Source organism: Bacillus sp. 0909A, assembly GCF_036765115.1.
In the GTDB taxonomy this organism is placed as follows: domain Bacteria; phylum Bacillota; class Bacilli; order Bacillales; family Bacillaceae; genus Bacillus; species Bacillus mojavensis.
Map to the genome: position 1 here is coordinate 304,433 of NZ_JBAIZU010000002.1, position 20,215 is coordinate 324,647.

At 43.7% G+C, this 20,215-nt stretch carries 25 protein-coding genes and 1 pseudogene; 5 read left to right on the forward strand and 21 right to left on the reverse strand.

All coding sequences use genetic code 11. The features are described 5' to 3' along the window. Nucleotides 1-6: 6 nt before the first annotated feature. From rsmH to V6D42_RS06760, 4 genes are all read right to left on the reverse strand, one after another. Nucleotides 7-942: a 16S rRNA (cytosine(1402)-N(4))-methyltransferase RsmH gene (gene rsmH / locus V6D42_RS06745; protein WP_168747736.1), complete on the reverse strand. Its 936-nt coding sequence runs from the start codon at nucleotides 940-942 to the stop codon at nucleotides 7-9. A 69-nt stretch (nucleotides 943-1,011) separates the two neighbouring features. Beyond that, nucleotides 1,012-1,443, reverse strand: coding sequence for a division/cell wall cluster transcriptional repressor MraZ (mraZ, locus tag V6D42_RS06750; RefSeq protein ID WP_003221402.1), 432 nt, complete (start codon nucleotides 1,441-1,443; stop codon nucleotides 1,012-1,014). Nucleotides 1,444-1,568: 125 nt separating this feature from the next. Further along, nucleotides 1,569-3,188: a bacillithiol biosynthesis cysteine-adding enzyme BshC gene (bshC, locus tag V6D42_RS06755; RefSeq protein WP_333512724.1), complete on the reverse strand. Its 1,620-nt coding sequence runs from the start codon at nucleotides 3,186-3,188 to the stop codon at nucleotides 1,569-1,571. Between the two features lie 70 nt (nucleotides 3,189-3,258). Continuing rightward, complete coding sequence (locus tag V6D42_RS06760; protein ID WP_333512725.1) at nucleotides 3,259-4,155, reverse strand: 2-dehydropantoate 2-reductase; 897 nt, start codon at nucleotides 4,153-4,155, stop codon at nucleotides 3,259-3,261. Between the two features lie 160 nt (nucleotides 4,156-4,315). On the opposite strand from V6D42_RS06760, the gene V6D42_RS06765 reads away from it, so the two are divergent. Beyond that, nucleotides 4,316-4,798 carry an N-acetyltransferase gene (locus V6D42_RS06765; RefSeq protein ID WP_168747733.1) on the forward strand — a complete coding sequence of 161 codons (483 nt, stop codon included), beginning with the start codon at nucleotides 4,316-4,318 and terminating at the stop codon, nucleotides 4,796-4,798. Nucleotides 4,799-4,852: 54 nt separating this feature from the next. On the opposite strand, the gene gerR is transcribed toward V6D42_RS06765, so the two are convergent. The 3 genes from gerR to V6D42_RS06780 all read right to left on the reverse strand — a co-directional run bounded on the left by gerR (nucleotide 4,853) and on the right by V6D42_RS06780 (nucleotide 6,298). Continuing rightward, nucleotides 4,853-5,434, reverse strand: a complete 582-nt coding sequence (gene gerR, locus V6D42_RS06770; RefSeq protein ID WP_333512726.1) for a sporulation-specific transcriptional regulator GerR — start codon at nucleotides 5,432-5,434, stop codon at nucleotides 4,853-4,855. A gap of 144 nt (nucleotides 5,435-5,578) precedes the next feature. Next, nucleotides 5,579-5,758: a 50S ribosomal protein L32 gene (gene rpmF, locus V6D42_RS06775; protein ID WP_003154457.1), complete on the reverse strand. Its 180-nt coding sequence runs from the start codon at nucleotides 5,756-5,758 to the stop codon at nucleotides 5,579-5,581. A gap of 21 nt (nucleotides 5,759-5,779) precedes the next feature. Further along, on the reverse strand, nucleotides 5,780-6,298 hold the full coding sequence (locus tag V6D42_RS06780) for a YceD family protein (RefSeq protein ID WP_010334147.1): 519 nt from the start codon (nucleotides 6,296-6,298) through the stop codon (nucleotides 5,780-5,782). Nucleotides 6,299-6,325: 27 nt separating this feature from the next. Here V6D42_RS06780 and V6D42_RS06785 point away from each other — a divergent pair. Together V6D42_RS06785 and V6D42_RS06790 are read left to right on the forward strand one after the other, a co-directional pair. After that, nucleotides 6,326-6,509, forward strand: a pseudogene (locus tag V6D42_RS06785) (hypothetical protein). After that, nucleotides 6,506-7,753 (forward strand): nucleotidyltransferase, encoded by a 1,248-nt coding sequence (locus V6D42_RS06790; RefSeq protein WP_333512727.1) that lies wholly within the window; start codon nucleotides 6,506-6,508, stop codon nucleotides 7,751-7,753. The pseudogene V6D42_RS06785 and the gene V6D42_RS06790 overlap by 4 nt, the downstream one beginning before the upstream one ends. A gap of 16 nt (nucleotides 7,754-7,769) precedes the next feature. On the opposite strand, the gene ddcP is transcribed toward V6D42_RS06790, so the two are convergent. Together ddcP and V6D42_RS06800 are read right to left on the reverse strand one after the other, a co-directional pair. Continuing rightward, nucleotides 7,770-8,795 (reverse strand): protease DdcP, encoded by a 1,026-nt coding sequence (ddcP, locus tag V6D42_RS06795; protein WP_333512728.1) that lies wholly within the window; start codon nucleotides 8,793-8,795, stop codon nucleotides 7,770-7,772. 4 nt (nucleotides 8,796-8,799) lie between these two features. Next, nucleotides 8,800-9,579 carry a patatin-like phospholipase family protein gene (locus V6D42_RS06800; RefSeq protein ID WP_333512729.1) on the reverse strand — a complete coding sequence of 260 codons (780 nt, stop codon included), beginning with the start codon at nucleotides 9,577-9,579 and terminating at the stop codon, nucleotides 8,800-8,802. 180 nt (nucleotides 9,580-9,759) lie between these two features. Here V6D42_RS06800 and ylbJ point away from each other — a divergent pair, with 180 nt between their 5' ends. Further along, on the forward strand, nucleotides 9,760-10,986 hold the full coding sequence (gene ylbJ, locus V6D42_RS06805; RefSeq protein WP_168747727.1) for a sporulation integral membrane protein YlbJ: 1,227 nt from the start codon (nucleotides 9,760-9,762) through the stop codon (nucleotides 10,984-10,986). A gap of 11 nt (nucleotides 10,987-10,997) precedes the next feature. Here the strand turns inward: ylbJ and coaD are convergent, their stop codons facing one another. From coaD to V6D42_RS06845, 8 genes are all read right to left on the reverse strand, one after another. Further along, complete coding sequence (gene coaD, locus V6D42_RS06810) at nucleotides 10,998-11,483, reverse strand: pantetheine-phosphate adenylyltransferase (RefSeq protein ID WP_024121295.1); 486 nt, start codon at nucleotides 11,481-11,483, stop codon at nucleotides 10,998-11,000. Nucleotide 11,484: 1 nt separating this feature from the next. Further along, nucleotides 11,485-12,042 carry a 16S rRNA (guanine(966)-N(2))-methyltransferase RsmD gene (rsmD, locus tag V6D42_RS06815; protein WP_333512730.1) on the reverse strand — a complete coding sequence of 186 codons (558 nt, stop codon included), beginning with the start codon at nucleotides 12,040-12,042 and terminating at the stop codon, nucleotides 11,485-11,487. A 323-nt stretch (nucleotides 12,043-12,365) separates the two neighbouring features. Continuing rightward, entirely contained in the window at nucleotides 12,366-12,638 is a 273-nt protein-coding gene (locus V6D42_RS06820) for a YlbG family protein (protein WP_333512731.1), read from the reverse strand. Between the two features lie 54 nt (nucleotides 12,639-12,692). After that, nucleotides 12,693-13,142 carry a regulatory iron-sulfur-containing complex subunit RicF gene (ricF, locus tag V6D42_RS06825; RefSeq protein ID WP_010334140.1) on the reverse strand — a complete coding sequence of 150 codons (450 nt, stop codon included), beginning with the start codon at nucleotides 13,140-13,142 and terminating at the stop codon, nucleotides 12,693-12,695. Nucleotides 13,143-13,269: 127 nt separating this feature from the next. Beyond that, nucleotides 13,270-13,509, reverse strand: a complete 240-nt coding sequence (locus V6D42_RS06830; protein ID WP_333512732.1) for a YlbE-like family protein — start codon at nucleotides 13,507-13,509, stop codon at nucleotides 13,270-13,272. 15 nt (nucleotides 13,510-13,524) lie between these two features. After that, nucleotides 13,525-13,923 (reverse strand): YlbD family protein, encoded by a 399-nt coding sequence (locus tag V6D42_RS06835; protein WP_333512733.1) that lies wholly within the window; start codon nucleotides 13,921-13,923, stop codon nucleotides 13,525-13,527. 426 nt (nucleotides 13,924-14,349) lie between these two features. Further along, complete coding sequence (locus tag V6D42_RS06840; RefSeq protein ID WP_333512734.1) at nucleotides 14,350-15,387, reverse strand: CAP domain-containing protein; 1,038 nt, start codon at nucleotides 15,385-15,387, stop codon at nucleotides 14,350-14,352. Between the two features lie 85 nt (nucleotides 15,388-15,472). Beyond that, entirely contained in the window at nucleotides 15,473-15,919 is a 447-nt protein-coding gene (locus tag V6D42_RS06845) for a CBS domain-containing protein (RefSeq protein WP_010334136.1), read from the reverse strand. Nucleotides 15,920-16,058: 139 nt separating this feature from the next. On the opposite strand from V6D42_RS06845, the gene V6D42_RS06850 reads away from it, so the two are divergent. Beyond that, nucleotides 16,059-16,421 carry a YugN family protein gene (locus V6D42_RS06850; RefSeq protein WP_333512735.1) on the forward strand — a complete coding sequence of 121 codons (363 nt, stop codon included), beginning with the start codon at nucleotides 16,059-16,061 and terminating at the stop codon, nucleotides 16,419-16,421. A 33-nt stretch (nucleotides 16,422-16,454) separates the two neighbouring features. Here V6D42_RS06850 and ctaG read toward each other — a convergent pair whose 3' ends face one another. From ctaG to ctaD, 4 genes are read right to left on the reverse strand one after another with little or no spacing between them, the layout of a single operon-like run. Continuing rightward, nucleotides 16,455-17,348 (reverse strand): cytochrome c oxidase assembly factor CtaG, encoded by an 894-nt coding sequence (gene ctaG / locus V6D42_RS06855; RefSeq protein WP_333512736.1) that lies wholly within the window; start codon nucleotides 17,346-17,348, stop codon nucleotides 16,455-16,457. Between the two features lie 26 nt (nucleotides 17,349-17,374). Continuing rightward, complete coding sequence (gene ctaF, locus V6D42_RS06860) at nucleotides 17,375-17,707, reverse strand: cytochrome c oxidase subunit IVB (RefSeq protein WP_010334133.1); 333 nt, start codon at nucleotides 17,705-17,707, stop codon at nucleotides 17,375-17,377. 2 nt (nucleotides 17,708-17,709) lie between these two features. After that, entirely contained in the window at nucleotides 17,710-18,333 is a 624-nt protein-coding gene (gene ctaE / locus V6D42_RS06865) for a cytochrome c oxidase subunit III (protein ID WP_059352864.1), read from the reverse strand. Then, nucleotides 18,333-20,201, reverse strand: coding sequence for a cytochrome c oxidase subunit I (gene ctaD / locus V6D42_RS06870; RefSeq protein WP_026014704.1), 1,869 nt, complete (start codon nucleotides 20,199-20,201; stop codon nucleotides 18,333-18,335). Before ctaD ends, ctaE begins: the two co-directional genes overlap by 1 nt. Nucleotides 20,202-20,215: the final 14 nt, after the last annotated feature.

A 20,215-nucleotide genomic window follows, 5' to 3' on the forward strand; every position in this document is an offset into this window, starting at 1 on the left:
GTTTTGTTATTTTCTTTTTTCAGCAATTCGAAGCTTCGCAGAACGAGCACGATTGTTTTCTGCCAATTCTTCTTCAGATGCCGTGATCGGTTTTCTTGTGATAAGCTTGAGCTCCGGTTCAAACTCTTCCGGTATAACAGGAAGACCCGGAGGAAGATCCGGAAGTGACGACTTCTCTTTAAACGTTGATTTGCAAATTCTGTCCTCAAGTGAGTGGAAGGTAATCACTGATACCCTGCCCCCCGGCTTTAACACGTCAATTGCTTGCTCCAAAGCCTCTTCAAAAACCTTCAGTTCATCGTTCACAGCAATTCTGATTGCCTGAAACACGCGTTTTGCGGGATGTCCTCCGCTCCTTCTGGCCGGAGCGGGAATAGCGTCTTTTATTAGATCGACCAGTTGGCCCGTAGTTTGAATAGGAGATTTGCTTCTGGCCTCCTCAATTTTTCTGGCGATCTGTTTGCTGAACTTCTCTTCACCATATTTAAAGAAAATACGGACAAGATCCTCATAGCGCCACTCATTTACGACCTCTTTCGCCGTAAGCGTGGCCGACTGGTCCATCCTCATGTCCAAAGGTGCGTCATGATGGTAACTGAATCCTCTTTCCGGTGTATCCAGCTGCGGGGAAGACACCCCTAGATCAAATAAAATACCGTCTACTTCAGTAATGCCGTGTTCATGTAAACATTCTTTTAAGTACCTAAAGTTGCTTTTAATCAGAATAAGCTGTCCTTGATAATCGGACAACGCTTCTTCTGCATGCTGTAATGCCGTGTCATCTTGGTCAAATGCGATTAAACGCCCTTTCTCGGATAACTGCTGTAATAAATATGTACTGTGCCCAGCTCCACCGAGTGTGCAGTCTACATATGTACCGTCCGGTTTAATATTTAGGCCGTCAACGGTTTCACGAAGAAGTACTGTCTTGTGTTGAAACATTGTGTGTTGGTCCCACCTTTTATCAGGATGAATTGAAATTGTTTTTAGAGTGTTATACACGAAGATTCATTATATATCAAATCCAATCATGTTTTCAGCAATTTCAGCGAATGAATCTTCTTGCTCTTCTGTGTATTGTTCCCAAATTACCTTACTCCACAATTCAATTCGATTCGAAACCCCGATAACAACACATTCTTTTTCCAGTTTAGCGTAATTCAATAGAGATGATGCGATATTTACCCTGCCCTGCTTGTCCAGTTCGCATTCTGTCGCACCTGAAAAGAAGAAACGTGTAAATGCGCGGGCATCTTTTTTTGTGAGAGGAAGAGCTTTTAGTTTTTCTTCAATCTGTTTCCACTCGTGCATAGGGTAGCCGAAGAGACACTGATCAAGTCCTCTTGTCAGCACAAACTGCTCACCGAGGCCTTCTCTGAATTTAGCGGGTACGATCATGCGGCCTTTCGCATCAATTGTATGCTGGTATTCACCCATAAACATGATCTTTTGCCCCACTTTCTCTCCTTAACTCACCACTATCCACCACTTCTCTCCACAACTTCATTTTACACTGTTTACACATAAAAAAAAACCCTGAACTATTCAGGGTTCTTTAAAACTTTATTTCAAAGTTTGACAACTTGATGTTGATTTTGAAAAGAAAATGGCAGATTCTTGAATGATATGAAGAATTTTGGGCCGTACCTGTTTAAATAATACATGATATTCCAAATTCGCTCTTGTGGTGCGAGCAGTGGCTTAATGCTATTTTGAATTCTCTCATAATCCCTTAAGACATAGCCTTCTTTTTCCTCAATTCGTTTTGTCACTGTACGCTCTAAAAACTGAAGCTGCTCCTGAATAAACGCCGCGTTCTTCAGGAGCAAAGGCTCCATGCTCTGATCAACCTTAAGCGCCTCCTGCCGGACGGTTTTATGAATGGCTTCAATCTGGTTTTTCGCTTGCTCAATCACCGCGGTAAACTCTTCCGGAATCTGGTGTTCAAAGTATTTCTCTTTTTGGTTTTCCGTTCCGCCTTCTATCGCCTCTTGTAAAGATATCTTTCGTTCAGTCAGTTTTTTCTCAATATGGCGCTCAACTATCGTGATGTTCAGCCTCGGCATAACAGGAGGCATTTTAAAGCCCATCACTGCAAAAGCCTGTTTGAGCTCACCCCAATAATTGATTTCACCGGGTCCCGCGATAAATGCCAAGGTAGGAATCAAAAATTCCTGCATTAACGGTCTCGTTACGACATTATTGCTAAAGCGCTCAGGATGTTCTTCCATATGTGTATAAAGTTCATCCATCGACCATGCCAGATCAAGTTCCTTAATCACAAAACGGCCGTTGTCTTTCTCAATTAAAAAGCGTTCCTCTTCATATTCATAAAACAGATTTGCCTGCTCTTTTCCAGACTCGATAATCGGCTTGTAACCCGCTTCACGCATGAAGTCCTGCTGTTTAGAAACAGCTTGTGCAAGATCATCATTGTCATGGAGGATCTTTTGGAACATGGCGGTTTCCAGCTTTTTAATTCCCGGGTCTCCGGAATTCAACAATACTAAGCCTTCCTCTTGAAACAGATCCGCAATCAGCTGTTCAAAGAAATCGGTAAACGTAACAGATTCTCTTAAACATCGTTTTACATGTTCCAGAAGTGTGTTCGTATGGTCTGTTTCTTCAAAAGCCGCAAACACATCGTCTATCCATGCGGCGCATTTTTCTTGGTCAAGCGGTGTATTGGCGGCAGATGACTTTTTCCAGTAAGACTGTGGAAGCTTTTTTTTCACTGGCCCACTGTCTTCTGACGTATGGACAAAATTAATTTCATCCAAGTCATGGTCTTCTCCGGCAACCCAAAAGATCGGTACAACAGGCACCTGTAGCTGTTCTTCCTTTTCCTTTGCTAAAACAATAATTGAGATGATTTTATGTATGGTGTAGAGCGGTCCTGTTAAAAGCCCTGCCTGCTGTCCGCCAACAACAGCAACACTCGAAGGATCCTTCAGCTTCTCAATAGAATGCTGCATAGCGCTTGAGCCGAACTTGTTGTGATAAGAGGATAAATAGGCTGTCAATTCCTCTCTTGCGAAAACCCGCGAGGACAAATCTTCCAGTCTTTCTTGCCACATATCCTTATGATGAATGCTGTAATCAAAAAAAGAAGACATTTCTTCTTTACCATCTATATAGTGCTGTACAAACACATTCTGATTTTTGATGGAAAGTTCAGTTAGCTGCATCTTCTAGAACTTCCTTTCTCCAATAAATAGTTAGTTATCCGAAATGAGTATAGCATGTTACCAGAAAAGCTCAAAAGACTTTGTTTCGGTTTCGCTCCAAAGCTTTGATGCTGCCATGTAAAAACGCAAGGTGAACAGCGTCGCGACCTTGAAGCTGTGCTTCTTTCAGCAAATATCCGAGGATGGCGTCAGCTTCCGTCTGCCGTCCAGCAGTCACATCGACCAGCATGGAAGAGCGATTGTCTTTCGTTTGCTCACAAACTGCCCGTACACGCTCCCAGACTGCCTCTTCATCTTCCAGCCGCAAAATGCTGCATGCCTCTTGAAAAACGAGCTTCATATAAGAAAAATAAGCAGGCACTGTCAACAGCTCTCCATTTTTCACACGCAGCAGCGCGGTTAACGGATTGATGCAGGCGTTTACGATCAGCTTGCCCGTCAGCAGGCGATACCAATCCAACTCATAGCGAATTGGAAATTCTGAATGGTTATGCTGGAGCATCGCGTTAAGCCGATCTGATTCAGCATGCTTGAATGTGCTCCATTTTATCGCACCAATGCCTGTATGTTCAACGGCTGTATCCGATTTCCTTACAGCTCCGTGCTCAACAACCCCAACATAAACGGAATGGTCAGCACCCCAGTCTTTAAGGTCGTGTATATGACCCATACCATTTTGCAAGAATAAAATATTTGTTTTTTTGATTCGTTCAAGCATTGGAAAAACAGTTCGAAGCTGATGCTGTTTCACTGTCACGACAAGAAGGTCAAAACATGAATCAATAGCTGTACCCGCACTGCAATGAGCATTGAACGCTTTCCCGGCTTTATAAAGCCGAACCCCTTCAGATTGAATCGCTGCGGCCTGTTCATCCCGCCTCGTCAAAACAGTCACCTCATGATCCAAAGATAAATAATAGGCACATAAAAGACCGACCGAGCCCCCGCCGATAATTCCAATTTTCATGATGTCACACCCAATTTAACATTTACGTATTATCATAGCAGAAGTATGAAAAAAATACTTCGCAGAGGTTTCAAAACACTTAAATTAAAGTTTAAATATTTGGATTTTTTAAATAAAGCGATTACAATATATGTAGAGAACAACAAAGGGGGAGATTGGTTTGATTAAGGTAGAACGTCTGCTTGTCAACTATAAAACGCTTGAAGAATTCAAGAAATTCAAAGAATATGGTATACAAGAGCTCTCGATGCTTGAAGATCTTCAAGCTAATATCATTGAAAATGACAGCACTTCGCCTTTTTATGGGATTTATTTTGGGGATAAACTGGTAGCGCGTATGAGTCTGTATCAAGTCAATGGCAAATCAAATCCTTACTTTGACCAACACCAGGATTACTTAGAGCTTTGGAAGCTTGAAGTCCTTCCAGGTTATCAAAACAGAGGCTACGGTACAGCCTTAGTTGAATTCGCCAAATCATTCAGAATGCCGATCCGAACAAACCCTCGGATCAAATCAGCAGAGTTTTTTAGTAAAATGAACTTTGAACCAGTCAAATATGACATGGCGCGGGACAAAGGGGAAAACCCGCTCATCTGGCATCCGGATATAGCTGGCGAAATGACACCGGGTGAATCAGCATAAAAATGAAACAACCGGCCTTTGATGACTCTAGGGCCGGTTCATTTTGAGGGTTCATTACGTTTCTTGAGCTGTTTTTTTCAGCCTCCCGTCTTCCTTCGAAACAACCATTTTTCTGGCTCGGTCCATTATATCGATCAGTGCCTTGTAGTCCTCTTCTGTCATCTCCAGCTGGTTTCTTAATGTTTGGTTTTCACTCCGTAAATCCTCGAGTTCTTTTTGCAGCGACTGAATTTGCTCCTTCATTTTTTCCTTTTCAACGTGGAATTCTTGCGCAGACGGTGCCTCTTTAAACTGCTCGAGAAACTCAATCACATCCTGAATGGACAAATCTCTTTTTCCCTCTGGAGCTTCCGGGGCAGTCTGCCTGACGGAATTCGGCATATTGACGGAATGAACCCCAATTTGTTTTCTTAGTTCTTTCCGCTGTTTTTTTGCCAGTTCTATGCCTGATTGGTATTGCTTTCTCACATATGAGTTCCATCTGAATCCGCAGGCAGCGGCTGTTCTGGTCAGCGCCCTTCCGACCTCCTCAAAGGCAGAAAGCTGTGTTCCGCCCTCGCGAATATGACGAAGCACTACTTCTGCCAGCAGCAAATCCTCATCCTGTGTCCAAGCATCTTGTCTTGTAATGGTCAAATCAATCTCCCTCCATGTCAGCTTATTTATCTCATACATATGCCGGTAATAGATTAGATAGACTATTTGCACTCACAAATTTTCTACAAGCTGACAGGAAGAAAAAAAGAAAAAGCGCAGGGTTTTCACCCTGCGCTTTTCTAATTAGTTACTTTTTACATTTATGTCTTTGCCGTTGTATGATCCGCATGCTTTGCATACACGGTGAGACAATTTCATCTCTCCGCATGACGGACATTCTGTCATACCAGGTACATTAAGTTTGAAATGTGTACGGCGCAATCTTTTTTTCATTTTAGAAGTTCTTCTAAAAGGTACAGCCATTATTCCCACCTCCTTAAAGAGTTAAGATTCATCATCTTGTTTTAAGAGCTTTTCAAGGGCAGCAAGTCTCGGATCGACTTGATTCTTCTTGTCTTCCTCTGAAATGACTTGCCAGTCCTTTCCTTCTTGAGGAGCAGCTCCTTTTTCTTGTTCAGATTCACAAAAGATTTGCATAGGGATTTCTAAAAGAATTTCTTCTTTTACGATCGGAGTTAAGTCGATAGTATCGTCCTCAACAATGTGAACGTCATCATCTTCTATATCATCCGTCTGATGAAATATAAACAGTTCTTTTGTTGAAATTGTAAATGGATACGGAACATCAACGAGTGTTCTTGAGCATGGCAAAATCATTTCGCCTGAGATCGTAAAATCAAACGAAACCTGCTTAGATTTGATATCCGCTCTGCCTTTCACCCTTACAGGAGAAATGCGGCGAATGTCAGAATTCAGCTTTGTCAGCTCATGTAACTCAACTGTCTCATCAAACTCAAAACTCGGGTTTTTCATTTGATGCAACTGATAAATCGTCCATTTCATTTGTATCACCTCAGGAAAGCAACAAACATGATTATAGCTTTTAAGAATGTTTTTGTCAATATTTTTTCTTTACAGCATAATGCTACCAGCCAAGCATCGTTGACAGCTGAATATCCTATGCATACACTTAAATCAAAAAAGACGTAAGAGTTTTCAATTGCAAATGTACCATACGTTTTTAAACATAGCAAGAAAGGCGGAAAAAATATGAAAGCTGTCGGATTGGTGGTTGAGTATAATCCCTTTCATAACGGACATCTTTATCATGCCCAAACAGCCAAACGGCAAACCGGATGCGACACGGCTGTTGCGGTGATGAGCGGACATTTTCTGCAGCGCGGGGAGCCTGCTGTTGTATCCAAATGGGCCCGCACAAAAATGGCGCTTCAGAGCGGAGTCGACCTCGTAGTCGAACTGCCTTATCTTTACGCGGTGCAAAAAGCGGAGATTTTCGCACGCGGCAGCGTCTCCACTTTGAATAACCTGGGATGCGAGGCACTGTTTTTCGGGAGTGAAGACGGACAGATTGAGCCGTTTTTAGAATCCGCAAAGGTAATGGATGAGCATAAAGATTCGTTTGATCAATGTATAAAAGAAGAGCTTAAAAAGGGTGCCAGTTATCCATCAGCAGCTGCTATCGCCTTCAAATCCATTTTACATACAGAAAACGGACTTGATATGTCGAAGCCGAACAACATTCTGGGATACCATTATGTAAAATCGATTCTTTCCGGCGGATATGAAATGAAGCCCTATACGACAGCGAGAATCTCCTCGGATTATCATGATGCTGACCTTCCTGATGAAGATAGTCACATTGCCAGCGCGACCAGCATCAGAAAAGCCCTGATTGAAAAGCCTTTTGAAGACTGCGTTCCGTTTCTTCCCAAAGCAGCCGCACGGGAATTAGCCGATTACCGCAAGACTTTCGGACTGTGGCATACACCAGAAAGCTATTTTTCTTATTTGAAATACAGTCTTTCGACTCTCACAGCCTTAGAATTACAGCAAATATACGAAGTTGAGGAAGGGCTGGAGAACAGAATCCTCCGTTCGATCAGAAAAGCCAGCTCCTATCAGGAATTTATGGAGCTTCTCAAAACAAAGCGATATACGTGGACGAGGCTTCAGCGGATGAACACACACATTTTAACGAGAACGAAAAAACAGGAGATTCACCGGCTGATCAATGACGAGGAGGTTCCTTATATCAGACTTCTTGGGATGACGAAAAAAGGACAGGCCTTTTTATCAGAAAAGAAAAAGGCGCTGTCCGCTCCGCTTGTCAGCAAGCTGTCTTCCTTTTCCCACCCTGCTCTCGATCTGGACATTAAAGCAAGCAGAATCTACAGCCTTGCGATAGAAGAGCCCCTTAGAACCGAATTTGATTTACAAGAATACGGACATGCCCCGATACGATATGACGAGGATGAACACCGTTTTTTGAGGATATAAAAAGAGCACCTGAATTTCAGGTGCTTTTCGCTTTCAGCTTATTCAAATAATCAATCGCATCCTGCATCGTATCAACAGGCACAATCTTCATGTCTGAATCAATATCTTTCGCTGTTTTTACTGCGTTTTGATAATCAGAATTGCTGGCGCCGTTTTGATTCGGAGCGAAGAAGATGTCTTTACCAGCTTTGTCTGCGGCGACGACTTTTTGATCAATGCCGCCGATCGGTCCTACTTTTCCGTCGACATCAATCGTACCGGTGCCTGCAATGTCATAGCCTCTAGTTTCATCTGTTTTTGTCAGCTGATTATAAATTTCAAGCGACATCATTAATCCCGCTGATGGGCCGCCGATATTTTCGATTTCGAAATCAATATCAGGCTTTACCTTGACGTTCCTGTCCGTATACAGCGAAACTCCTATTCCAGCACGGCCAGGGTCATCTGGAAATTGTTTTAAAGAAAGGGTGGCCGTCTTTTCTTTTCCTTCTCTTTCAATTTTTAACGTTACTTTATCCCCGGCTGCTTTGCTGCTGATATAGTCGATCAGCTTTTCAGCAGACTGATAGGTTTTTCCGTCTGCACTGATGATTTTATCGCCGACTTCTATTTTGCCTTTCGCCGGCATGTTTTCTACCACTGAGCTTGCGTAGATGCCGTTAAAGGAATAGCTTACTTTTTTTCCTGCCTTTTGATATGCGGCGATGACGGCATTTTCCTGTGAGCTTTTCATCATTTGAAGCTGCCGTTTCATATATTCCTCATCTGATTCGCCTTCTTCCTTGATGCTTTCATCAGGAACGATTTCATAATAGGGATGCATCTTAGCCCATGCATATGTAAATGGATTAGCCGGTCCCACTTTGACAGTCATTAAGGAGAGACTCCCTGTTTCCGAGTAGCCTCCCTCCACTTTTATCAGTGAACCAAGCTCTGTCGCTTCTCCCGGTTTTGTAATATAGTATGGCAGTTTTATAAATGATAAAACGGCAATCAGAATGAGGATGACAAGCATCCAGCTAAAATGTTTTTTGCGTAGCAAGTTATTAGCCCTCCCAATTCTCTATTTCTTTTTTTATCTGGCTGATCATTCGGTTTGTTGCCTGCTCGCCTGCTGTTATCATCTCTTCTATATTGGCAAATGAGCTGGAGCTGTATGTTTCAAGAGAAGGGCGAATCATGATATCAGCGGCGATCGTCTGATGTCGCACCAATTCATTTTGGAGTATATCCATACTTTGCATGATTACATCAAAAATATGCGCCGCCTTTTCGGTTTTTCGAACCCTGGAGACATCTGAGGCGATGATAATGTCAGCCCCCATGTCTTTTACAACAGACACCGGGATACGGTCGACGACCGCGCCGTCTACAAGAAGCCGTCCGTCCAGCTTCTGCGGAATAAAAATGCCTGGTATGCTGATGCTTGCCCGCACCGCATCTGATACTGATCCTTTTCGGAAAACAATCTTTTCTCCTGTCTGCAGATCACACGCGACAATTCCAAGAGGGATTTTTAGTTCCTCTATCGGTTTGCCGAATGTATAAGCATGCACGAGCTGCCTGACACGGTCACCTCTCAAAAAACCGAGTCTCGGTACCGTATAATCAGCATAGAGCCGCCGTTTGAAAGCCTTGGCGACTTTTTTCATCGTTTCCACGTCATGCCCCGCGGCGTAGAAACTGCCGACCAAAGCGCCCATACTGCTCCCCGCAATCATATCCACTTCAATTTGGTGCTTATGTAAACTGGAAAGCACGCCGAGATGAGCAATTCCTCTGGCGCCTCCCGATCCTAACGCTAACCCGATTTTAGGTTTGGCCAACGTGTTAACCTCCTGCCTGAATTCCCTGTATACCGAATTCTATGGTCTAAACTGAACCCCTATGCTCGTATATTAGTACAAAGGGTCAAGAGGACAGGTACTGCTTGGCAGTTTCGAGTCATACCATATTTTATCATGATATACATGTCATTGTGCATTTTTAGCGTCGGGGAGGTAAGAATGAACTTGTCGAAGATTCATACACTTTTGATTGCTGCGTTTTTTATTTTTTTAACAGCGACTGTCATCTCACATCCGCAGGCCTCATTCGAAGCCTCTAAAACCGGGCTGTCCATGTGGTGGGAGGTCGTATTTCCGTCTTTGCTGCCGTTTTTCATACTGTCTGAGCTATTAATTGGCTTTGGTATTGTAAGGTTTGTCGGTGTTCTGCTCGAGCCTTTTATGCGCCCTATTTTCCGCGTGCCGGGTGTCGGCGGCTTCGTTCTGGCCATGGGTATGGCATCAGGGAACCCCGCCGGCGCAAAACTGACGGCAAGGCTGCGGCAGGAAAAACAGATTTCAAGAGTAGAAGCAGAACGGCTTGCTTCCTTCACCAATTCATCCAACCCGCTCTTTATTTTTGGAGCTGTCGCCGTCGGCTTTTTTCAGAATGCGTCATTAGGTATTTTATTAGCTTCTGCACACTATTTAGGAAATTTGGCTGTGGGTTTAACGATGCGCTCCTACGGGCGTAAAGAAGAGCGGCAGCTGATGAGAAACAAAACCATCTCTTTGCCTTCAATCAAGGATGCTTTACATGCTCTTCACACTGCAAGACTTGCGGAAAAAAGACCTTTAGGAAAAATTTTAGGCGACGCTGTAACGTCATCTGTACAAACCCTTCTAATGGTGGGCGGCTTTATTATTTTGTTTTCTGTCTTTAATCGTTTGTTATCTGTCGTACAACTGACCGATATTCTCTCTATTCTCACAGAAGGCGCACTGACCTTGTTTCAGCTCCCCTCTCAGCTGGACATTCCTTTATTATCAGGGATGTTTGAAATTACAATGGGAAGCAAGCTTGTCAGCGAGACAGATGTCTCCCTTTTGCAAAAAGCTGTTGTCGTCAGCTTTATCCTCGGGTTCAGCGGCTTTTCCGTTCAGGCTCAAGTGGCAGGCATTTTATCAGAGACGGACATCAGATTTAAACCATTCTTCATCGCGCGTGTACTGCAAGGCATTTATGCAGCCGTTTTTGTCATTCTGTTATGGAAACCTCTTTACACCGCGTGGAATGACCATGATCAGTACGTTTTTAAATCTCTTGAAACAGGTGAGCTGCCGACAGCTCTTATCAGCGGATGGAATCTGCTTGTGCAGATTGGCCCTGCTGTCACGTTATGTGCACTGTTTACGTACATTTTCATTTTTTCATACAGACTGACAAACGGAACAAAAAAAGGATGAGCTCAAAACACTCATCCTTGTCTGAATTTTTCCTGAAGCGCCTTCTCGACTTCCGGCGGTACAAATTCTGATACCGCGCCTTTATACTTTGCCACTTCTTTTACTATGCTTGAACTTAAGAAAGAATATTGGTTATTTGTCATCATAAAAAAGGTTTCAATTGATTCATCAAGCACACGGTTTACGGATGTTCCCTGCATCTCGTACTCGAAATCAGACACCGCTCTCAAGCCTCTTAAAATGGCTTTTGCATTTTTTCTTTTTGCATAATCAATTAACAGTCCTTGTGACGTTTCAACTGTTATGTTCGGAATGTCTTTTGTCACTTCTCTCAAAAGCTCACAGCGTTCTTCTACACTGAATAACGGCTTTTTTGAAGAATTGTTCAGCACACACACATACACCTGATCAAATATATTCGCCCCCCGTTTAATGATATCCAGATGCCCGTAGGTTACCGGATCAAAACTGCCGGGACAGACAGCTATACTCGTCACATCACAACCCCCTCTTTTTATAGATCGCCACCCCTGTCAATCCGTAGGTTTCTTTTCTTGTTATCACTAAATCACCTACTGCTTCGGGAAGCTCGACGTCTTTGTCATGCTCTGCGACGATAAAACCGTCATCTTCCAGCATTTGTTGTTCGTCTATCACACTTAAGAGCGCTTTTAGTTTTTGTTCCTTATACGGAGGATCAAGAAAAATCCCGTGAAAACCCGTTTCTCTTTTCGCAGCTGCGTGTAAAGCACGTTCCGCATCGTTGCGGTACACATCTGCATACGCTGTAAGCTCTAATGTTTTTAAGTTCGATCTTACCGTTTGAATCGCTTTAAAATCACGGTCAACGAATATACAATGGTCAAACCCTCGTGAAAGCGCTTCAATACCAAGACCTCCGCTTCCAGCGAATAAATCAAGTCCCCTGCCCCCGTCAAAATAAGGGCCAATCATATTGAAAATCGATTCCTTCACTTTATCGGTTGTCGGTCTCGTTGATGTTCCCGGCACTGCCTTTAGTGAACGGCCTTTTTTTGATCCAGAAATTACTCTCATGTTCCACACCACTTTTTCTAAAAGCTATTTTGTTTCCTTGTTCGGCCGGACGCCGTTATGTATAAGAAAAAAACCAATCCTATCTTATCATAAAGCATTCTTTCAAACAATGAGCGCTAAACTTCATTTACAAGTGTATAAGCGGAAGGATCATTGTCCATACTATAAGCAACAGCATCCAGAGGATGTTGTTGCCAACCGCGGAGAAGACTTACGTTTCCCCATAAGTTCTTCCTCCGGTTTCTCCTCTCCCTTTGCCTTCTCCTTAACAAGTTAAGGAATAGAAGGACCCCGCAGAAACCTGCGGGGATTTTTTTATACAGCTATATTCCGATTTTATAATCATATTCTTTCGCTTTATCAAGCTTTGACTCAAATTCCAATTTTAAGAACGGTTTATAAGAAGGCTCAACTTTCTTAACAAAAGAATATGACGAGATCTTGTCCATTGTTTTTTCAATTTGATCCATATCACAATACAGCACGACATATTTTAAGCGTTTTGACACATAATGCACATTTCCAAACTTTCTCAGCATTTTGCTTTGCTTTAAAGAATGAAGATATACAATCATGCCCTGGCGTCTATTCTCCAATACGTTCACCTGCCTGATTTCTCTTATATGTAAAAGACGAGACGGCCAGTCTCGTCATGACACTTTGCATCCGCAGCCGCCGCCTGATCCGCAGCCGCCTCCGCATGAAGACAAACCGTCAAAATAAGGATTCCCAGTCGGAACTTTTATATGCTCTGATACAGCAGTCCCAATTTCAACGCTGATTTCATCAAGAATAGACTGCAGTTCGGTCTCTGCTTTTTTGAAGTCGGCCACCTTATCGTTCAGGTCCAGCTCCCGCTTGATCTCCCTCATTTTCCGGGATATTTCTCTATAGTCAGGATGATATTTGCCAAAACGCTGCACATCCTCATATTGCTCTTTTATTTTGATAAAAGAACGAATAATCCGCCCTGCCTCTTCATCTTCCTGGAGACGCTTGTAACAATTGCGGTAGTTCTCAGCCGTCTCCGACTGCAGAATCATCTCGGCAAGCTGCTGAGCTTCACTTTGAAGCCGCACGGATTCCATCGTCGCATACATAGCACGCACCTCCAGTTGTTAGTTTACCATGAAACCTGCCAATTGGAAAATGCTTAGCCGCCTTTAAAAAAGGAGCCGGAACAGCCTCCCCAGTTTACGCAATGAAAAAGACCCATTTTCGGGTCTTTTAATCTTTTGTCCGCATCGCTTGGAACATTTGCATCATCATTTGTGCCATTTGAATCCCGTTCGTAAACTGATTCACCCGGTGCGGAATGGTTTTTTCATAAAAATTCATCATCTCAAGCTGAAATGAAGCCAGTTCATCCGGCTTTCTCGCCAGCCTCCGGTACCAAATCGGCTGTTCTCTTAAGAATCGTTTTCGTTCTTCATCTGCTAAAATAAATTCCTGAACGTCTTTGCGCATATAAGCTCTCCTTTATTAGTCCTTCCTAAAAGAAAAAGGATGCTGTCCGGGTCCTGGCTGAGATTGCTTATGTCCGCTTCCGGAAAATGTGTTGAGAAGGCTTTGCAACGATGAGATCGACTGGCTCATTTTATTGATCTGTTCATTCATTTGATTGACATCCATCTTTTTCACAGCTGTAACCATTTTAGAAACAAAATCATTTCTTTCTGATGTGTCGGTTACCGCTTCTGCGGCTGCCCCTTGTTCTCTGTACGGATCCCAAATCGGGTCTTTCTCTCCGAAGAGAACCCAATTTTCGTATACGTCCTGCCAGCTTCTTTGTTCTTTGCGCACTTCTTTGATCAGCTTGGGATGTTTTTTAACGAATTGTTTAAAGTCATTAATTGAATGATTGGCATGTTGATTCGCCACAATCCTCACCCCCTCCGAAAAATGTACCTTCTACAATGTATCGGTTTATGAGCCATAGTGTTCGCCTAATATTTACAGAAAAACTTTTTAGGCATTTCCCCTTAAAATAAGAAGCGCAAAAAAAACTCAATGCGCTTTCAGGTCGAACAACAGAAGCTTTATCCCTAGCCGAGACCTTAATCGTTTCGAAATCAAGATCCCAGCCTTTTGTAAATGTTTGGATGCGGCATGTTCCGAAACCCGTCAGAACAAGATCCATAATTGGTTCCGGCCGTCTGTCAGTCTCCTCATCAAAAAAGAGCTGGACAGCCCGTTGCAGCTCTTTTTTTGGTTCCGACGTCACTCACAGTATCCATCGAGAAAGGTTCATCTGAGTCTTTGCAGAAACAATAAACAGCCGCGGTACTGTCGCCCGCGGCTGATCTATCAGCGTTTAATAAAGTTTTGAGTGTAATACTTCCGGTCTACACCGACGCCAAGATGCGTGTAGTCTGAATTTAGGAGCGCTTTTCGATGGCCTTCACTATTCAGCCAGCCTTCTACAGCAGCCGGACCGTCCACATAATTGTATGCGATATTTTCTCCCGCTTGCTCAAAATCGACATCACCTTTTTCTAAGCGGTCCTTCAGCGTGCCGTATTTCTTCGATACATGGGAGAAATAGTTGTTTTCTTTCATATCCTCACTGTGGCCAAAAGCCACTTCGGCCGTCGGCTGATCCCACTCAAGCTTAGCTAACCCATGTTTGACACGAATGACATTGGTCAAATCGAGAATTTGCTTTTCACTCGATGTTTGGATCTCTTTCCACTTATCTTCCGTAACCGTTTTCGGTTCTACTAATTCGCCGCGGTACACTACCTCATAAGGTCTTTGCTTGACAAGGGTTTGTGCATCAAACGCCCTGATGCTGGATAGCTTCCCTTCAAATTTGTCCATATACAGCTGGACGTACATCTTCCCTACTTTTACAGTCGGTCTGGTGTTGATGTCCTCTTCAGAAAACTCAAACCGATAGGAATTTCCTTTATACTCTACATTTACAAACGGAGCTACCTGGGTTGTCTTAAATACTTCTCCCGTTGACTCACCGATTTTGAAGGGCTTTGCGTTAATATCATTTCCCGCCGCAAATAATGTGACCACTTTATTGTCCAGCATCCCGATTTGCACATATTGGTCTTTTCCCTGATTGTAAACCCACCATTCGTAATCATAAGCCGAGGGGTCAATACGTTCCGGTTCCCCAAGTTTTTTCTTTACATCGTCGGCGGATTTGCCCATAAAGGACAATAATCCTGAAGTCGGCATATGTATTCGTTTGCCGCTTGCCGCTTCCTCGTTAGAGACTTGAGGCTCGCTGTCATTTGATTTTTTTTCAGGAACAGCCCCATATTGAATAAACAGAACATAAGTTCCGCAAATAATCAAGAGGATAACCATGGCTCTTAATATATTTTTCAATCTATCACCCCCGTGATGTGAATTGCATGTCTTGCCTTATTTCTCATTACAATACAGCCTATTTAACATGTCAAAGATTTATGTGTTAATGCAAAAAGCCTTGCTCTCTGTTTTCGTCCTCTGAAATATCTGATAAAGCACTGCCGGCACGTTCATTTGTTTGTTCAGATAAGGAAAGATCGCCAAGCGTGACAATGCCAGTCAGCTTGTTGTTTTTGGTTACAGGTATCCGTCTGAGCTGATGGGATGCCATTAAATGAAGTACCTCATCAACTGGCGCGTCCTCTTCCACACTGACAGGTTTTTCGGTCATAGCGTCAGTGATTTTTTGGGAGTTGGGCCTTTTTGAGGCGATGCCTCTTAACACTAGATCACGATCAGTTACGATACCAACCAGTGTTTCTCCATCCTCATCAACTACCGGAATGGCTCCTACATCCGCGTCTTTCATCTTTACCGCAGCTTCATATACATTATCTAATACCGTGCAATATTGCAAGTCAGCTGTCATCAGATCTTTTATTTTTGTCATCCGTAAAACCTCCTTTTATCTAGTGATATTTTCGTCAAATTTTCATTTTTGCATACTTTCAAAAGAAGAAGATTCATTGAAAGTTTAACGCTTTCATACTATGATTGTCAGGAAAGGTAATTTTTATAAGGAGGGGTCAGTGTTGAAGTTTACTGATAGCGGACTTGAAGGGGTAAAGGCTGAGCTCAGCCTCTTGGACGATTTGATGGAAAGCAAGGGACTCATCAGAGCCGGTCAATGGGATTATGAAAGAGTGACCTATGACAGAAAGTTTTCGACGATTGAGGGAACGTTTTACCTGCGGATTCAAGGCAATGCAACAGAGGGCGATGTCGGAAGCGGCCGCGCCGTTATTCAATTAATGCCCCCTCTATTAGGAAAACACTATTACCCGCACGGAGTGGAATACGGAGAAACAGAAGAGTTCCCAGTGCAGGTTGTGACCAAAAGCAAGGCACTCATCCAGGACATCTCCGACATGCTGAAAACCGTTAAAATGTAATAAAAAAGGTACAGCCAATTGCCGCTGTACCTTTTATGATATCGTCTGCTGAATATAAGGCGGCTCCTCCTTTCCATCCTTTTCCCTTTCCTTCTTCACCCATTGAAAAAAGACAATCGCCAAAAAAGCGCCGTATACAATTTCCTGAATGATTTTCATCATAACTGCCCCGAGCTGCTGATCCTCTAACAAAGGAAGTGTATTAAACATTTCCGGCCCTGTTAACGGAACCTGTCCCAGCATATCCGCAGGAACACAAAGCTTCATGGCTTCCGCCCAGGCAGACGGATCTGTATAGGTGGCATATAACGGCGTTCCGCTAAACATGATCAGGGCGCAAGCAGGCGTCAGCAGTATACCGTCCGCCATAATATAGCCCAGCTTCATCAAGCCGCTGAGCTGCGGAAGCCGAGCCACCTTATGGACGAGCGGCCACCACATAAAAAACGCTAACACGAAAATGAGCCAAGTCATTAACGTATGGTAAAGCGTATCCGTTTTGACAGTATCAAATATTAGCGGCACATGATAAAGAGAAAAAATGCCGTTAAATAAAAGCAATGCAATTAAGGGTGTTGAGAAAAATGTAAAAAACGGCTTAATAGCAGGCCGAAAAATCATTTTTTCCCAGGCCCATGCAGGAATTCCTGCGATTAATAAAGGCGGAACCACTAAATACAAAACAGCCATCTGCACCATATGGGCGCTGAACATAATATGTCCGAGCAGATCAATCGGGCTTCCTTCGGCTGCATATAAAAACAGCATTGCCGACAGAAAACTGGCCATTTCTTTACCCGTAAGACGGTCAGGCTTTGAAGACATCCGTCTGTAAAAAAAGATGTAAAGCACCGTGATGCCTAAAAGGGTACAAAAAAGATAAGGGCTCCACATAGCGCGAAACCCAAACACGTCTAACTGATTCATGTCTTCACCTCCGGCGGCTGCTCAAATTACCACCATATAATTGTAACAAACGCAAGCACCGTAATGAACGCGACAAACATACCTGAATACAGAAACAATGCCGGCGCTTCATGCCCTTTCTGATTCATATGCATGAAGTAATACAGCTGAAATATCACTTGAATAGCCGCAAGCAGTATTATGAAAGGAATCGTAAACCAGCTGCCGATGCCGTCTGTTGCCACAGTCAGAAACGCAACGAGCGTAAGGCCGATCATCAGGCCAAAAGACATGACTTGATATTTCATCTCCTGAGCATGCTTCTTTTTCTTATATTCAAGGTCGCCGCTGATATGTCCTCTGCTTTTTTTATCGACCATGTTTATCCCACCATCCCCATTAAATATACAACGGTAAAGATAAAGACCCACACGACATCAATAAAATGCCAGTAAAGACTGGCCACGTAAAACTTAGGCGCTGTATATAAGCTCAAGCCCCTCTTTGCATTACGAATCATCAGCGCGCTGATCCACAAGAGGCCAAACGCCACGTGTGCACCATGTGTGCCGACAAGCGTATAAAACGATGAGCCAAGCGCCGAGCTTGTGATGGTAAAGCCAAACTCATGTGTGTAATGCTTAAATTCATAAATTTCCAAGCCTAAAAATCCCGCACCCAATAACAAGGTAATCCCCAGCCAGAGCTGCATTTTCCCGAAGGAAAAGTTTTTCATATGATACATCGCATATACACTCGTTAAACTGCTCGTTAATAAGAGCATTGTGGCGATAAAAACGAGTGTGACATCAAACATTTCTGTCGTAGGCGGGTCACCGGCGTTTGAATTCCGGAGTGCAAGAAAAGTGGCGAAGAGAGACGCGAACAAAACAGTCTCTCCCCCAAGAAAAAGCCAAAAACCTAAAAATTTATTTTTCCCTTCCAGTGTTGCTTTTTCGGGAGAAGCTGGAAAGGTCTCTGCGGTGAATTTTTCTTCAATTTGCATTACGCCTTCACCCCTTTATCATCGTTCGGCAGTTCCTCTTTGTGAATATGATAACCGTGATCATCAATCAATGAACGGAGCAGCATTGTAAAAAATGTGATGCCAAGTCCGATAAAGATCACCGGCAGACCCCAAGCGTGCTCGGTTCTATACAAGAGACCAAAGGCAGCGACAAAGAGGCCGAAGGAAATGATCAGCGGCAGAATTGAACCGTTTGGCATATGGATATCTTCAACCGGTTCAGCCGGTGTCATTGATTTGTGTCCCGCCTGCTTCTCGATCCACAGCGGGTCAAGCCCTCTGACAAATGGAAGCTGTTTAAAATTATATTCTGGCGGCGGTGACGAAACAGCCCATTCAAGCGTACGCCCGTCATGCCATGGATCATCTCCGACATATTCGCCCTTCACCGAGGTCCAGATGACATTGACAAGCAGGAGGATAACGGCTGCTGCCATAAAAAACGCCCCGATTGTACTGATCAAGTTGCCGGTTTCAAGCCCCTGGCCTGGCAAGAAGGTATACACTCGGCGCGGCATACCCATTAAACCGACAAAGTGCTGGATGAAAAAAGTAAGATGGAAGCCGATAAAAAACAAGACAAATGATATTTTCCCCATTGTTTCATGCAGAATTTTACCGAACATTTTCGGCCACCAGAAATGAACACCGGCTAATAGCCCGAATACCACTCCGCCTATAATGACATAGTGAAAGTGCGCCACCACAAAATACGTATCATGGAACTGGTAATCAGCAGCTGCTGCCGCCAGCATGACACCTGTCACACCGCCAAGCACAAAGGACGGGATAAATGAGACGGCATACAGCATGGCTGTGGTATATTTCACATTTCCTCCCCAAATCGTCAGCAGCCAGTTAAAAATTTTAATCCCGGTCGGAATAGCGATCGCCATTGTAGCAACTGCAAAGATTGCGTTCGCAATCGGTCCGAGGCCTGTCGTAAACATGTGGTGCACCCAAACCATAAAGCCAAGAAAACCGATAAGCACGATCGCAAAAACCATTGAAGAATATCCAAACAACCGCTTTCTGGAAAACACCGGGATGACCTCTGAGAAAATGCCGAAAGCAGGCAAAATCAGAATATAAACCTCCGGATGTCCGAATATCCAAAATAAATGCTCCCAAATAATCGTGTTACCGCCAAGCTCAGGATTAAAGAAATTTGTGCCGAACAGCCGATCCAGCATCATAAGAGCCAAGCCAACCGTTAGCGGCGGAAACGCAAACAAAATCAATGCCGACGCCACAAATGTCGTCCATGTAAACAAAGGTAGCCTCATGTACGTCATGCCGGGAGCCCTCATGTTAATAATCGTGGCCAAAAAGTTAATCCCGGCTATCAGCGTCCCCAGTCCGGATATTTGCAGTCCAAGGACGAAAAAGTCTATGCCATGCCCTTTGGAATGAAGCGAGAGCGAGGCATATGACGTCCAGCCCGCATCTGGCGCTCCTCCCAAAAACCAGCTTAAGTTTAAGAAAATGCCCCCGAAGAAGAAGAGCCAAAAACCAAGCGAGTTTAAAAATGGAAACGAAACATCCCGCGCTCCGATCTGCAATGGAACAACCGCATTCATCAAAGCAAATAAAAGCGGCATCGCAGCCAAAAAGATCATTGTCGTTCCGTGCATCGTCATCACTTCATTGTACGCTTGAGCACTGAGAAAAGCATTTTCCGGCTTTGCAAGCTGGATTCTGATAAACATCGCTTCAATTCCACCGACAAGAAAGAAGAATCCTCCTGCGATTAAGTAAAGTATTGCAATTTTTTTGTGGTCCACCGTCGTCAAATAATCCCAAAGCATAGATCCGCGCGTCCGCTTTTCTGTAAGCGCATTCAACATATGTGACCTCCCCC